General features: G+C 73.0%; 8 protein-coding genes and 1 riboswitch. Of the genes, 4 read left to right on the forward strand and 4 right to left on the reverse strand.

The window, feature by feature from the left end:
• Positions 1 to 45 precede the first annotated feature (45 nt).
• The 4 genes from glgB to ACWGL3_RS06050 form a co-directional block, all read right to left on the reverse strand.
• Positions 46 to 2,568: a 1,4-alpha-glucan branching protein GlgB gene (gene glgB / locus ACWGL3_RS06035; protein WP_452460952.1), complete on the reverse strand. Its 2,523-nt coding sequence runs from the start codon at positions 2,566 to 2,568 to the stop codon at positions 46 to 48.
• A gap of 92 nt (positions 2,569 to 2,660) precedes the next feature.
• Positions 2,661 to 4,052: a maltokinase N-terminal cap-like domain-containing protein gene (locus tag ACWGL3_RS06040; RefSeq protein ID WP_452460953.1), complete on the reverse strand. Its 1,392-nt coding sequence runs from the start codon at positions 4,050 to 4,052 to the stop codon at positions 2,661 to 2,663.
• 1 nt (position 4,053) lies between these two features.
• Positions 4,054 to 6,096 (reverse strand): maltose alpha-D-glucosyltransferase, encoded by a 2,043-nt coding sequence (gene treS / locus ACWGL3_RS06045; protein WP_267946429.1) that lies wholly within the window; start codon positions 6,094 to 6,096, stop codon positions 4,054 to 4,056.
• Between the two features lie 107 nt (positions 6,097 to 6,203).
• Entirely contained in the window at positions 6,204 to 8,174 is a 1,971-nt protein-coding gene (locus tag ACWGL3_RS06050) for an alpha-1,4-glucan--maltose-1-phosphate maltosyltransferase (protein ID WP_267946428.1), read from the reverse strand.
• A 974-nt stretch (positions 8,175 to 9,148) separates the two neighbouring features.
• Between ACWGL3_RS06050 and ACWGL3_RS06055 the strand changes: the two genes are divergently transcribed.
• From ACWGL3_RS06055 to ACWGL3_RS06070, 4 genes are all read left to right on the forward strand, one after another.
• Positions 9,149 to 11,275 (forward strand): transglycosylase domain-containing protein, encoded by a 2,127-nt coding sequence (locus ACWGL3_RS06055; protein ID WP_452460965.1) that lies wholly within the window; start codon positions 9,149 to 9,151, stop codon positions 11,273 to 11,275.
• A gap of 93 nt (positions 11,276 to 11,368) precedes the next feature.
• A riboswitch (TPP riboswitch) is annotated at positions 11,369 to 11,476 on the forward strand.
• Positions 11,477 to 11,586: 110 nt separating this feature from the next.
• Positions 11,587 to 12,198: an ECF transporter S component gene (locus tag ACWGL3_RS06060; protein ID WP_267946427.1), complete on the forward strand. Its 612-nt coding sequence runs from the start codon at positions 11,587 to 11,589 to the stop codon at positions 12,196 to 12,198.
• Between the two features lie 105 nt (positions 12,199 to 12,303).
• On the forward strand, positions 12,304 to 13,800 hold the full coding sequence (locus tag ACWGL3_RS06065) for an ABC transporter ATP-binding protein (RefSeq protein ID WP_452460966.1): 1,497 nt from the start codon (positions 12,304 to 12,306) through the stop codon (positions 13,798 to 13,800).
• Entirely contained in the window at positions 13,797 to 14,585 is a 789-nt protein-coding gene (locus tag ACWGL3_RS06070) for an energy-coupling factor transporter transmembrane component T family protein (protein ID WP_452460954.1), read from the forward strand. The genes ACWGL3_RS06065 and ACWGL3_RS06070 overlap by 4 nt, the downstream gene beginning before the upstream one ends.
• Positions 14,586 to 14,605 lie beyond the last annotated feature (20 nt).

Raw genomic sequence — 14,605 nt, forward strand, 5'->3', positions numbered from 1 at the left:
CCGCCACACGGGCGGCCGGGGCCGTTCGGCGGAGCCGGCGCGCGCCTACCGCTCGGGCTCGAACCAGACCGCTCCCAGGGGCGGGAGGGTGATCGGCGCCGAGTGCGGCTGGCCGTGCCACGGGGTCGGCTCGGCGTCGACGTGCGCCGGGGCGGCGTGCCCGGAGCCGCCGAACCTCGTCTCGTCGGTGTTGAGGACCGCGTTCCAGCGGCCACCGGACGGCAGGCCGATCCGCCGGTCCCCACGGGGCACGGGCGAGAAGTTGACCGCGCAGGCCAGCACCGAGCCGTCGTCCCCGTGGCGCAGGTACGAGAGCGTGTTGCCCTCGTGGTCGCCGCCGTCCAGCCACCGGAACCCCGCGGGGTCGGTGTCCCGGGACCACAGCGCCGCCCTGGGCCGGTAGAGGTCGTTCAGGGTCTTGACCAGGCGCTGGACGCCCGCGTGGTGCTCGAACTGGAGGAGCCACCACGGCACGCCCTCCTCGTGCGACCACTCGTCCCCCTGGGCGATCTCCCCGCCCATGAACAGGAGCTGCTTGCCGGGGTGCGACCACATGAAGGCGAGGAGCGCCCTCAGGGTCGCCGAGCGCTGCCACTCGTCGCCGGGCGGCTTGTTGAACAGCGAACGCTTGCCGTGCACCACCTCGTCGTGGGACAGGGGCAGCACGTAGTTCTCGCTGTACGCGTAGACCATCGCGAACGTGACGTCGCCGTGGTGGTACTTGCGGTGGACCGGTTCCTTCTTGACGTACTCCAGGGTGTCGTGCATCCACCCCATGTTCCACTTGAACCCGAAGCCGAGCCCTCCGCGGTCCACCGGGGTCGTCACGCCCGTGTACGCCGTGGACTCCTCGGCGATCATCGCGACGTGCGGGTTGCGCCGGTACACCGTGGTGTTGAGCTCCTTGAGGAACCCGATCGCCTCCAGGTTCTCCCGCCCGCCGAACACGTTGGGCTCCCAGGCGCCGGAGTCGCGGGAGTAGTCCAGGTAGATCATCGAGGCCACCGCGTCCACGCGGAGGCCGTCGACGTGGAACTCCTCCAGCCAGTACAGGGCGTTGGCGACGAGGAAGTTGCGCACCTCGGTCCGCCCGTAGTTGAAGATCAGCGTGCCCCAGTCGGGGTGCTCGCCCCGCCGCGGGTCCGGGTGCTCGTACAGCGCGGTCCCGTCGAACCGGGCGAGAGCCCAGTCGTCCTTGGGGAAGTGCGCGGGCACCCAGTCCAGGAGCACGCCCACCCCGGCCCGGTGCAGGGAGTCCACCAGGTACCGGAACTCGTCCGGCGACCCGAAGCGCGGAGTGGGCGCGTAGTACGACGTCACCTGGTAGCCCCAGGAGCCGTCGAACGGGTGCGCCGTGACCGGTAGGAACTCCACGTGCGTGAACCCCAGGTCGGTCACGTACGCGACCAGCTGCTCGGCCAGCTCGACGTAGCCCAGGCCCGGGCGCCAGGAGCCCAGGTGCACCTCGTACACGCTCATCGGGGCCCGGTGCTGCTCCACCCCCTTGCGCTCGGCCGTCCACGCCTGGTCCCCCCAGGAGTACGACGACGTGGTGACCACCGACGCGGTGGCCGGCGGCACCTGCGTGCGGCGCGCCATCGGGTCGGCCTTGTCCCGCCAGTGCCCGTCCGAGCCGAGGACCTGGAACTTGTACAGGGCTCCGTCGCCCACCCCGGGCAGGAACAGCTCCCACACACCGGAGGAGCCCAGGCTGCGCATCGGGGATCCGACGCCGTCCCAGTGGTTGAAGTCGCCGATCACGCGGACGCCGCGCGCGTCCGGCGCCCACACGGCGAACTCCGTGCCGGGCACCTCGCCGATGGGGGTGTCCTCGACCCGGGTGTGCGCGCCGAGGGCGTTCCACAGCTCCTCGTGGCGGCCCTCGCCGATCAGGTGCAGGTCGAGCTCGCCCAGGGTCGGGGCGAACCGGTACGGGTCGGCGGCCACGTGCTCGGCGGCCCCCTCGGCGTAGCGGGCCGCGATCCGGTAGTCGGGCGGGGACCCGAGCCCCTTCCCGGACACCTCGCCGGAGAAGACCCCGCGGTGCAGGTGTTCGAGGCGCACCCGGGAGCCGTCCCGGAGCACGGCGTGCACGTCCAGCGCGCCGGGTCGCAGGGCCCGCAGCACGGTCCCGCGGCCCTCGGCGTGCGGGCCGAGCAGGGAGTGCGGGTCGTGGTGGCGGCCCTCGACCAGCCGGTCCAGGGCCGACAGGAGTGCGGGGTCCGGCACGGCGGCCCTCCGCCGGGCGGCGGGAGCCCCGGTCCCGGACCCGCGGGCCGCCTTCGCGGGGACCCTCCCCGTGCCCTTCCCGGCGGCCTTCGTCCCCCGGTTCCCCGGTGCGGGCTTCCCGCCGGAGGGCTCCGGCCCCGCGGAGGAGGGGGCCCCGGCCGCGGGGACGCGCGCGGCGGCCTTCGCCGCCCCCGCGGTCCTCCCCGTCCCGGACGCGGCCTTTCCGGTCTTCCCTGTGGTGGTCCTCGCCGCCGCGGTCCCCTTCGGGGCGGCGGTCCCCGCGGTCTTCGCGGAGGTCCCCGTCTTCGCGGCGGCGGGTGTGCTGTCGGCCGAGGTCATACGGCTCCGTAGTGCTCGTTGCGGTCGGTCGTCACGGGTCGTGGTCGTGTGTGCGGGCGGTCCCCCCCCCGAACGGGAGGGGCCGCCCCGGGCTATCCGGGCACGGGCGGCGCCGCGGCCGCGGCGGCGATGGACTCCAGCGGCACCCGCAGCCAGTTCGGCCGGTTCCGGGCCTCGTACAGGACCTCGTACACGGCCTTGTCGAACTCGAACGCCCGCAGCACCGCCAGGTGCTTGTCCGGGTCAGGTCCGCCCCCGTCCGCGTAGCCGCGGCAGAAGGCCTCCCGGTTGTTCCGGGCCCAGGCGCGGGCGGCCCACTCCAGTTCGGGGTCGTCCGGGTGCCCCACCAGCAGGAACCCGGCCGCGTAGTCGAAGGAGCGGAGCATCCCCGCCACGTCCCTCAGGGGGCTGGACAGGCGCCGGCGGTCCCGGACCGGCATGGTGGGCTCGCCCTCGAAGTCGAGGAGCACCCACCCCTCCCCGGTGCGGACGACCTGGCCGAGGTGGTAGTCGCCGTGGATGCGCTGGATCGGCAGGGGCTCGTCCACCTCGGCGAAGTCGGCGTAGGCCGCCATCACACGGGGAGCGTGCTCGGCCAGCTCCGGTACCTCGGCGCCGGCCGTCGCCAGCCGCTCCACCATGGCCTGCGCCAGCTCCCCGGCCCCCGCCGGGGAGAGCACGTCCGTGGGCAGGGCCCCCGCGAGCGACCGGTGGACCCGGGCGGTGGTGCGTCCCAGCCGCGCCGCCTCCCCCGCGAAGGCGCTCTCGCGGTCGATCCCCGCCCCCTCCAGCAGGGCGCGCGCGCCGGCGGTGGCGAGCACCCACCCGTCCGCGGCCTGCGGGATGAACGTCTGCAGCATGGCCAGGGTCGTGGGCGTCGCGTACCCGGGCAGGTCGGCCTCGATCCACCCGCACGGCCGGGCCGCGTACGGGGACCCGGACAGCGCCATGTTGAGCTCCAGGTCCGGGTTGGGGCCCGGCCAGAGTCTGCGGAAGGTCTTCAGGACGTAGTCCTGTCCGAAGACCAGCGACGTGTTGGACTGCTCCCCCGTGAGCATCCGCCCGGGCGAACCGGTGCGGATCCGCTCCCCGGGCAGGGTCCGGAAACGGACCTGCCCGGAGAGGCCGGGGGCCGCGGGCAGCGCGAACCGCTCCAGGAGGAGACCGGTCAGCTGTGCGTCGTGGGCCGCGTCGTAGACCGCCTTCGGCCTCCCGCAGGCGGCCCGGCACACGCCGATGGCGGCACGGGCCAGGTCCGGCGGCAGGGAGCCCGGCGGACGCGAGCCCAGGAGCACCTGGTAGCGGGAGCTGCGCCCGCGCTGGCCGGTCCGCACGACGAGGACGTCGAGGCCGGGGCCGTCCGGTCCCGTGGTCACCAGGGTGTGTCTGCTCTCGATCCGGATCTGCTGGATGGGGATCCCCTTGCCGGAGAACCAGCGCTGCCGGGGCAGCCAGGCTGCCAGGAGCTCTTCGAGTTGGGACATGTCAGAGAGGACCGTTTCCCTTCCCGCCACCGCCCCGGTCCGTCGGCTCCGGTACCGGGCCGGGGGCGGCCGGTTCGGCGGCGGGCCGGGCGGGGGTCCCGGGCGCGCCGTCGCGGAGCGCGGGCACGGTACCGGCCGGGGCGCTGGACGTCGTGGTGGCTGTGGCGCGGCGCTCCGCGCCGGGCGGGTCCGCCGGGCGTCCGGCGGCGTCGAAGGCGGTGCGCACGCTGACCCCGGCGGCCGGAAGGCCGTAGGAGGGCAGCCCGTCCCGTTCACCGTCCGTTCCCGCCGGCTCGTGGTCCGCGGGGAGCTGGAACCAGTAGAAGCCGTGGCCGGGCAGGGTGAGCAGGTACGGCAGTTCCCCGATCTCGGGGAAGCGCACGCCCCCCACGCACTCCACCGGGCTGACCCCGGCGTAGCGGGACAGGTCCAGCTCGACGGGCTGCGGGAACCTCGACAGGTTGTTCACACAGAGCATGCGGTCGTCGCCGTGCTCGCGGATGAACGCCAGGACGCCGGGGTTGGTGGCGTTCAGCTCGGTGAACTCCCCGGTGCCGAACACGGGGTGGCGCTTGCGGATCTGGATCATCCGGCGGGTCCAGTGGAGCAGCGAGCCGGGGTTGTCGCGCTGGGCCTCCACGTTGAGCGCCTGGTAGCCGTAGACCGGGTCCATGATCAGCGGCAGGTACAGGCGGGCCGGGTCGCCCTTGGAGAACCCGGCGTTGCGGTCCGAGCTCCACTGCATGGGCGTGCGCACGGCGTCGCGGTCGCCCAGCCAGATGTTGTCGCCCATGCCGATCTCGTCGCCGTAGTAGAGGACGGGCGAGCCCGGCAGGGACAGCAGCAGCGCGGTGAACAGCTCGATCTGGTTGCGGTCGTTGTCCAGGAGGGGCGCGAGCCGCCGCCGGATCCCCACGTTGGCGCGCATGCGGGGTTCCCTGGCGTATTCGGCGTACATGTAGTCGCGTTCCTCGTCGGTGACCATCTCCAGGGTCAGCTCGTCGTGGTTGCGCAGGAAGATCGCCCACTGGCAGTTCCGCGGGATGGGCGGGGTCTGGGCGAGGATCTCCGAGATCGGGAACCGCTGCTCCTGCCTGACCGCCATGAACATGCGCGGCATCAGCGGGAAGTGGAAGTTCATGTGGCACTCGTCGCCGCCGGACCCGAAGTCGCCGAAGTAGTCGACGACCTCGGAGGGCCACTGGTTGGCCTCGCTCAGCAGCACGCGGTCGGGGTAGAGCCGGTCCACCTCGGCGCGCACGCGCTTGAGGAACTCGTGCGTCTCCTTGAGGTTCTCGCAGTTGGTGCCCTCGCGCTCGTACAGGTAGGGCACGGCGTCCAGGCGGAACCCGTCGATGCCCAGGTCCAGCCAGTAGCGCAGAACCTCCAGGATGGCCTCCTGGACGGCGGGGTTCTCGAAGTTGAGGTCCGGCTGGTGGGAGAAGAAGCGGTGCCAGTAGTACTGGCCCCGCACCTCGTCGTAGGACCAGTTGGAGGTCTCGGTGTCGACGAAGATGACGCGGGCCCCGTCGTAGCGGTCGTCGGTGTCCGACCACACGTAGAAGTCCCCGTACGGACCGTCGGGGTCCTCCCGGGAGGCCTTGAACCACGGGTGCTGGTCGCTGGTGTGGTTCATGACGAGGTCGGTGATGACGCGGATGCCGCGGCGGTGCGCCTCGTCGAGGAGCTCCACGAAGTCGGCGGTGCGGCCGAACTCGGGGAGGATCTTGAAGTAGTCCGAGATGTCGTATCCGCCGTCGCGCAGAGGGGACTCGTACATCGGCAGGAGCCAGAGGCAGTCGATGCCGAGCCATTGGAGGTAGTCCAGTTTCTGCACCAGCCCCGCGAGGTCGCCGGTGCCGTCGCCGTTGGAGTCGAAGAACCCCCGGGCGAGTACCTCGTAGAAGACGGCGTGCTTGTACCAGTAGGGGTCACCGGTGCCGCCGGAGGACATGAGCGGGCCGGTGGCGGCCCCGGTGGCCGGGGCGAGCGGACCGTGTTCGGCGTGTACGCGTCCGCCGGGGCCGTGCTCGTCTTTGCTCATCTGCTGCTCCCCACCAAGAATGTTCGACATCGGGTCAACGGGCGTTCCGGGCACGGGCGGGGGCCGGCGGGGGTGGCCCGCCGGCCCCGGTCCGTGGTCCGGGGCCGCTATCTGCCGTTGACGGTGAACACGTGCGCCGGCCCGGTCGCGGGGTCGAGGCGGACGTAGTTGTCCGCGCCCCAGGTGTAGGAACGACCGGTCAGTTCGTCGGTCACCTCGAGCTCCTCCTCCCACGTGTGGCCGATGGACGGCAGATCCAGGTGCACGGTCGCCTCGTGGGCGTGGTGCGGGTCGAGGTTGACGACGGCGATGACGGCGTCGTCGGGGTCGTCGGGCCCCGCTCCGGGCCGGTGCTTGGAGAAACAGATCAGCTCGGGCCGGTCGACGTGGTGGAAGCGCAGGTTGCGCAGCTCCCGCAGGGCCGGATGCGAGCGGCGCAGCTCGTTGAGCCGCGTGATGAGCCCGCTGATGGACTCCCCGGCGGCCTCGGCCGCGGCCCAGTCGCGGGGCCGGTACTGGAACTTCTCCGAGTCCAGGTACTCCTCGCTGCCCGGGGCCGCCGGGGTGTTCTCGCACAGCTCGAAGCCGGAGTAGACGCCCCAGGAGGGGGAGAGCAGCGCCGCCAGCACCGCGCGGACCTCGAAGGCGGGCCGTCCGCCGTGCTGGAGGTAGGCGTTGAGGATGTCCGGGGTGCAGGGGAAGAGGTTGGGGCGCAGGTAGTGGGCGGTCTCCCCGGTGAGCTCGGTGAGGTAGTCGGTGATCTCTTCCTTGCCGTTGCGCCAGGTGAAGTAGGTGTAGGACTGGTGGAACCCGACCTTGGCCAGGGTGCGCATCATGGCGGGGCGGGTGAAGGCCTCGGCGAGGAAGAGCACGTCGGGGTGCTCCCGGGCCACGTCGGCGAGCAGCCGCTCCCAGAAGGCGACCGGTTTGGTGTGGGGGTTGTCGACCCGGAAGATCCGGACCCCGTGGTCGATCCAGTGCTGGACGACGCGCCGGATCTCCGTGTACAGGCCCTCGAAGTCGTTGTCGAAGTCGAGGGGGTAGATGTCCTGGTACTTCTTGGGCGGGTTCTCCGCGTAGGCGATGGAGCCGTCGGCCCGGGTGGTGAACCACTCGGGGTGCTCGGTGACCCACGGGTGGTCGGGGGAGCACTGGAGGGCCAGGTCGAGGGCGATCTCCAGGCCGTGCTCGGCGGCCTCGCCGACGAACGCGTCGAAGTCGGCGAGCGTGCCCAGGTCCGGGTGGACGGCGTCGTGGCCCCCCGCGGCGGACCCGACCGCCCACACCGAGCCGGGCTCGCCGGGGCCGGCGGACAGGGCGTTGTTGGCGCCCTTGCGGTGGCTCGTGCCGATCGGGTGGACGGGGGGCAGGTAGACGACGTCGAAGCCCATGCCGGCGATGGCGGGCAGGCGTTTGGCGGCGGAGGCGAAGGTCCCCGAGCGCTCCTGCCCGGGGGCCGTGTCGACCTGGGCTCCCTCGGACCTGGGGAAGAACTCGTACCAGGAGCCGAAGAGCGCCCGCTCGCGGTGGACGACGACCCCGGTGCGCCCGGACCTGGTGACCAGCTCGCGGATCGGGTGGCGTTCCATCCCGTCCAGGACCTCGGGGGTGATCGCCGCGGCGAAGCGGTCCAGCGGATCCGCCGAGGCGTCCCTCAGGACCTCGGCCGCCCTGGTGAGGGCGGGGTTGCGGGGCACGCGCCGGCCGGCGCGTGCGAGCAGCCGGGCCCCCTCCTCCAGTACGGGCCCGGTGTCCTGGCCCAGGGGGAGTTTGACCCGGGCGACGCGGTGCCAGGTGGTGAAGGGATCGGTCCACGCCTCGACCGAGAAGGACCACGTCCCCTCGGAGGGGAGGCTGATCTCGGCCTCGTAGCGGTCGGTGCCGGGCGCGTGCTCGCGCATGGGCACGAGGCGTTCGCGGCGGCCCCGGGGGGAGTACACGACGACCCCTGCGGCGAGGGAGTCGTGGCCCTCCCGGATGACCGTCGCCCCCACGGTGAAGCGTTCCCGGGGAACTGCTTTCACCGGACCGAGGTCGTTGTCTGGAGAGATGTCGAGGATGGGCAGGCGTCCGATCACTGGCTACACCGTAATTGTCGTGGTTCGGGCGTTTCTGGGCACGAGCGGTTTATGGCAGGTAAAAATAACCTGTTGTTAATCCGACGCAAGGCGGAGTTAACGAAGATCCGGAACGGAAACTGTCCGGATTACGGCTTCGGTTCCCTCTGCTGTCTATCGTCTGCCCTCTTGTGGTGTTTGGCGGAGTGTCGGGGCCGGATAATTTGTGTGTTCCTCATCACACTGGCCGGAAGGCTTGGGGCCTGTTATTTGTCGGGTTTCACCTGGGTAAACCGTACATATCAGTCATAAGAAACCGGGGGATTCAGGTGCCTCTGTGGTTGTTTTCTGATGGTCTGTGGTGAAAGGACGGAAAATTCGTCGGTCGTGTTGGGTGGCGGGCCGTCCTGGGTAGGGATCACCGAATGCACCCGGGGTTCGCCGGGCTGTATTCCGGACATCCGGGTGTGTCGGAATGATCGCCCAGGGCCCTTTTGTCGCGAATTCGGGCATGCTCGCCTCGGGCGCCGTCCGCCGAGGTTGTTTCGCCCGGATGACGAGTGGACCGCGCACCCGTTTCGCGGCCTCCCGCGGGTGCGTCGGGGCCGGGCGCTTTGCCGCGGATTGGGCAAGCTTTTCGATGACACGCCCGATTCGGCCTCCCGGGCTTTGCGGTACCCCTGCGAGCGTGGAGGTCGCAGTGCCCTGTCTCCGCGCGCGCGACGCGGACGGGGCGTCACACGGCCGAGGGGGGCGACGTGACGGAGCCGAACCAGGACGGTCCTCCGCAGGGGGAGCGGGGCCAGGACGGGGGCCGGGCCCCGCGGCACGCGCGGGAGGCGGGAAGCCCCGGCCGCCGGGGCCGGGGGGCCGGCGGGCCCGGCGCGGCCGCCGGAGGCGCCTTCGGGGCGCCGCGCTGGAGGAGGTGGGCCGACCGGGCCGTCCTCCCCCTGGTGGACCGGCTCCGGGAGCGCGTGACCGCACTCGGCGACGCGGTGGAGCACGGGAGGGGCGCCGGTGACGGCGACCGCTCGGACGGAGGCCGCAAGGACGCCGTCCTGCGCCTCACGGGCACGGGAGCGGTCGCCGGTCTCCTGACCGCCGCGCTGGTCATGCCGTGGGTGGGCGGGTTGGGGCTGATCGGAAGGGACACGGCCGCCGCCTTCATGGCCCTCCCCAGCGACCTGGAGATCTCCCCGCTGGCGGAGCGCGTGCTCCTCACCGACGTCGACCACAACCCGATCGCGGAGGTCGCCGACCGCGAGCGCGAGGTGGTGCCCCTGGACGCGGTCAGCCCGTGGGTGCCCGCCGCTCTCATGGCGATCGAGGACGACCGGTTCTACGAACACTCCGGACTGGACCTGCGCGGCGTGATCAGGGCCGCCATGCGCACCGCGCAGGGGGACACCCAGGGCGGGTCCACCATCACCCAGCAGTACGTCAAGAACCTGCTCATCGAGCAGGCCTCCACCGAGGAGGAGGTGGAGCGCGCCAGTGAGCAGACCCTGGGCCGCAAGCTGCTGGAGCTGCGCCACGCCATCGACATCGAGGACCGCCTCACTAAGGACGAGATCATGGAGGGCTACCTCAACCTCGCCTACTTCGGGGCGGGGGCGTACGGCATCGAGGTGGCGGCCCAGCGGTACTTCTCCGTCTCCGCCGCCGACCTGGACCCGGCGCAGGCCGCCACCATCGTCGGGCTCGTGCGCAGCCCCTCGTTCTACGACCCGCTCAACAACCGCGAGGCCGCGCGCGAGCGCCGCGACCTGGTGCTGGAGCGGATGGGGGCGACCGGGCACCTGGACGCGGCGCAGGTCGAGGAGCACGCGAGCCGGGGGCTCGCACTGGACCCGACCCCGCGCGGAGGCAGCTGCTACCACTCGGAGCAGCCGTTCTTCTGCGACTTCGTCATGCGCTGGCTGCGCGGCTCCGACATCCTCGGGGAGCTCCAGGGGGAGCGCGACGAGGCGCTCACCAAGGGCGGCATCACCGTGCGGACCACGCTCGACGGGGAGACGCAGCGGGCCGCGGAGGAGGCCATCGAGCGGTACGTCCCGGCGGAGGAGTCCACCAAGTTCTCCGCCCAGGCCGTCGTCGAGCCCGGCACCGGCCGGATCCGGGGCATGGCGCAGAACCTGCGCTACGGGTTCGACGACGAGGCGCTCGGCACGACCTCCATCAACCTGGCGGTGGACAGCGAGGCCGGCGGTTCGCTCGGCTACCAGGCGGGGTCGACGTTCAAGACGTTCACCCTGGCCGCCGCCCTGCACTCCGGACTGGGCTACGGCACCAGCTTCTCCTCGCCCGAGAGCGTCTCGGTCGGAGGGCTCGAGAACTGCGACGGCGGCGTGATGTCCGGGTGGAGCGTGAGCAACGCCGGGGAGAGCGACGGCGGCCGGCACAACATGATCAGCGCGACCAAGGGGTCCGTGAACACCTACTTCGCGCAGCTCCAGAAGCGCGTCGGCCTCTGCGAGACCTCGGAGATGGCCGAGCGGGTCGGCATCCACCGCGCCGACGGCCAACCGCTGGGGGTCTGGAGCTCCTTCACCCTGGGGGACCAGGAGGTGTCCCCGCTGACCGTCGCCAACGCGTACGCCACGTTCGCCGCCCGCGGCACCTACTGCGAGCCCGTCCCGGTGGTCTCCGTGCGGATCGGCCGCGAGGGCGCCGAGGGCACCCGGGAGGTCGAGGCGCGCACCGACTGCGAGGAGGGCAGGGTCGAGCGCGACGTCGCGGACGGGGTCAACCACCTGCTCCAGCAGACGTTCAAGGGCGGCACCGCCAACGGCCTCGGCCTCGACCGCCCCGCCGCGGGCAAGACCGGCACCACCGACAACGCCGCCTACGCCTGGTTCGCCGGCTACACCCCGAACCTCGCGTCGGCCGTGGTCGTCGGCGACATGCGCGGAGGCGAGGAGAACCCGCTCCAGGGCGTGACGATCGGCGGGCGCTACTACGGCATCGTCTACGGCGGCACGCTGCCGGGCCCCATCTGGCAGGCCACCATGCGCGGGGCCACGGCCGACCTGCCGGCCGAGGGCTTCGCCCCCTCGCCGAAGGCTTTCGGCAACCCGTCGGCGACGCCTCCCAAGGGCGGGGACGACGAGGGCGACGCCTGACCGCGCCCGCCGGCGGGCGCGGTCGGACGGGGCGGGAACGGGGGCCGTGGGGAGGGAACACCCCGCGGCCCCCGTTGTTGACGCATAATGGAGGGAAACCGACAGGGGAGCGCGTGAGCGCTGAGAGTGCGGCACCCGGCCGCAGACCCTTACACACCTGATCTGGGTCATGCCAGCGAAGGAAGTCGTAGGAACCCGTCTCCGGCGGCGTGCTCCCGCGCACCCGGGACGGACCCGGCGCGCGGCACGTCCTCCGGCGTCGCTCTTGGCCACATGGGCCCTCGTCCACCCCGACGAAGGGACACCACCTGATGAGCACCGAGACCGGGCGTACCGGATTCTGGCGCGACGTCCTCGGACGGCTGCGCGGCTGGCGCACCGTCGACATCGTCGTTGCGGCCGTGATCGGCGTCGCCGTCGGCGTCGTCTTCTGGCTCTGGAACATCGTCTGGTCGGTCACGACCCCGCTCTTCGTGGGCTTTCCCCCCGCGCAGGCGGCGGTCTACGGAATGTGGCTGATCTCCGGCGTCCTCGGCGGACTGGTCGTCCGCAAGCCCGGCGCGGCACTGCTCACCTCGATCGCGGCCTCCCTGGTGTCGGCGGTGCTGGGGACGCAGTGGGGGGTCATGGTGATCATCGACGGGACGCTCCAGGGCCTCCTCCCCGAGCTGGTCTTCCTCGCCTTCGGCTACCGGCGCTGGGGCATGGGCGCGGCCGTGCTCGCGGCGGCCGCCGCCGGCCTCTCCCCGGCCGTCCGCGACAACCTCGTCTACAACGTGACCTGGCCCCTGCACTTCCAGCTCGTCTACGGCGTCATCGTCGTGATCAGCTCGGCGGTCATCGCGGGCGTCGGCGCCCGCCTCCTCACCACCGCGCTCGCCAGGTCGGGCGCGCTGGCCCCCTTCCCGTCGGCCAGGGGCTGACCCGTGGCCGACCACGACCGCCGCGGCCCCTCGGGGGCGACCGCGGAGCACCCCGCGGCACCGTCCCCCCTCCGGCCCCCCGGAGGGGGCGGCGCACGCGTCGAGCTGTCCGGCTGGGGGTGGCGCCACGCGGGCCGCGAGTCGTACGCCCTGCGCGGGGTGGACCTCACGGTCGAGCCCGGTGAGCGCGTGCTGCTGCTCGGCGCCTCCGGGGCGGGCAAGTCCACCCTGCTGCACTCCCTCGCCGGACTCACCGGCCCCGACGGCGCCCTCAACGGCGACCAGGAGGGGACGCTGCTGGTCGACGGCCTCCCCGCCGACCGGGGCCGCGGAGGCGTCGGCCTGGTCGGCCAGGACCCGGAGACGCAGCTGGTGATGGCCCGCGCGGGCGACGACGTCGCCTTCGGACCGGAGAACCTGGGGGTGGACCCCGCCCTGATCTGGCCGAGGGTGGACGACGCGCTCGACGCGGTCGGCTTCCCGTACGGGCGGCGCCACCCCACCGGCGCGCTGTCGGGCGGTGAGAAGCAGCGCCTGGTCATCGCCGGCGCGCTCGCCATGCGCCCGCGCCTGCTCCTCCTGGACGAGCCCACCGCCAACCTCGACCCAGCCGGGGCCGCACTGGTGCGCGGTGTCCTGGAACGCCTGCTCGCCGAGACCGAGGCGACCCTGCTCCTGGTCGAGCACCGGGTCGCCGACGTGGTCGGGCTGGTGGACAGGGTCGTGGTCGTCGAGCCGGGCGGCGGGGTGGTCGCCGACGGCGATCCGGCGGCCGTGTTCGCCGCGCACGGGAGCTCCCTCGCGGAGCAGGGAGTGTGGGTCCCCGGTGACGAGCCCTCCCCCGGCCCGGCCCCCGCGCCGGGCGGCGGCCCCCGCGTCGAGGCGGTGGGCGTCGCCGCGCGCACCCCCTTCCAGCTGGGGGCGGGCGCCCCGCCCCGGAGGACCGTGCTGGAGGGGGTGGACCTCTCCGTCGCGGCCGGTACGGCGACCGCCCTGACCGGCCCCAACGGTGCGGGCAAGTCCACGCTGCTGACCCTGCTGGCGGGGCTCTCCCGACCCCACAGGGGCGCGGTCCTGCCGCGCGGCCCCCTGGCGGAGGCCGACCGGCGGCCGCTGGCGCGATGGCCCGCCCGGCTCCTGTCCCGCCACGTGGGCACCGTGTTCCAGCACGCGGAGGACCAGTTCGTCACCGGCACCGTGCGGGACGAGCTGCGGTTCGCCCCGCGGCGGGCCGGGGCGGACGGGGCCGGGACCGAGCGGCGGGTGGACGAGCTGCTGGAGCGGCTGCGCCTGACCGGCCTGGCCGACGCCCACCCCTACACGCTCTCGGGCGGCGAGAAGCGGCGGCTGTCGGTGGCCACGGCGCTCAGCTCCGGCCCCTCGCACGCGCCCGGAGTCCTCGTCCTGGACGAGCCGACCTTCGGCCAGGACACCCGGACGTGGACGGAGCTGGTCGAGCTGCTGGGCGGGCTGAGGGCCGAGGGGTGCGCCGTCGTCGTGGCGACCCACGACGAACTTCTCCTGCGGCACTTCGCGGACGTGCGGGTGCGTGTGGCGGGGGGCCGCGCGGTCCCGGGCACGGCGGGAAAGGCGGAGCTGTGAGCGTCTCGGAGGACCGGGGCCGCAGGGGCGGCGTCCCCGCCCCGGACGCGCCGGGCGCCGGGGGAGCGCGCCACTGGCTCGCCCGGCTCAACCCGGCGGCCAAGCTGCTGGCCGCGCTGCTGCTGGGGCTCGGACTGGTCCCCGCCGTGGACGCGGTCACCGGCGGGGTGGTGCTGGCCGGCGTTCTGCTGGTCCTGCCCTTCAGCGGGATCGACCGGCGCACCCTGCTCGTCCTCGGCGGCCCCTTCCTGCTCATGGGGCTCTCCAGCGGGCTGGTCAACTACCTGTACGGCGAGCACGGCGCGGAGGGGGCGCTGGGCGCCGCGGTGCGCCTGCTCGCCATCGCCCTCCCCGGCCTCCTCGCGGCCGTCAGCAGCGATCCGACGGAGATGGCCGACGGGCTCGTGCAGAGGTTGAGGGTGCCCGAGCGCCCCGCCATGGGCGTGCTGGCGGCGCTGCGGCTCATCCCCCTGCTGGCCGACCAGTGGCGGACCGTGACCCTGGCGAGGCGGGCCCGCGGACTGGAGGCCGGGCGCAACCCGGTGCGGATGGTCACGCTGTTCTTCGGCAGGCTGTTCGCGCTGCTGGTGCGGTCGATCCGGACGGGGACCCTGCTGGCGACGGCGATGGACGCCAGGGCGTTCGGCACCGGGCCCCGCACATGGGCCAGGGAGAGCCGCTGGCGGGTCGGGGACACGCTCCTGCTCGCGGGTGCGGCCCTGCTGCTGGCGGGGGCGTACGCGCTGTCCGCGCGGCTCGGCACCCTGGTGCTGCTGTTCTCCTGACCCGGGTGATTAGGTGGCCC

It is taken from the genome of Nocardiopsis sp. NPDC055824 (assembly GCF_053616335.1).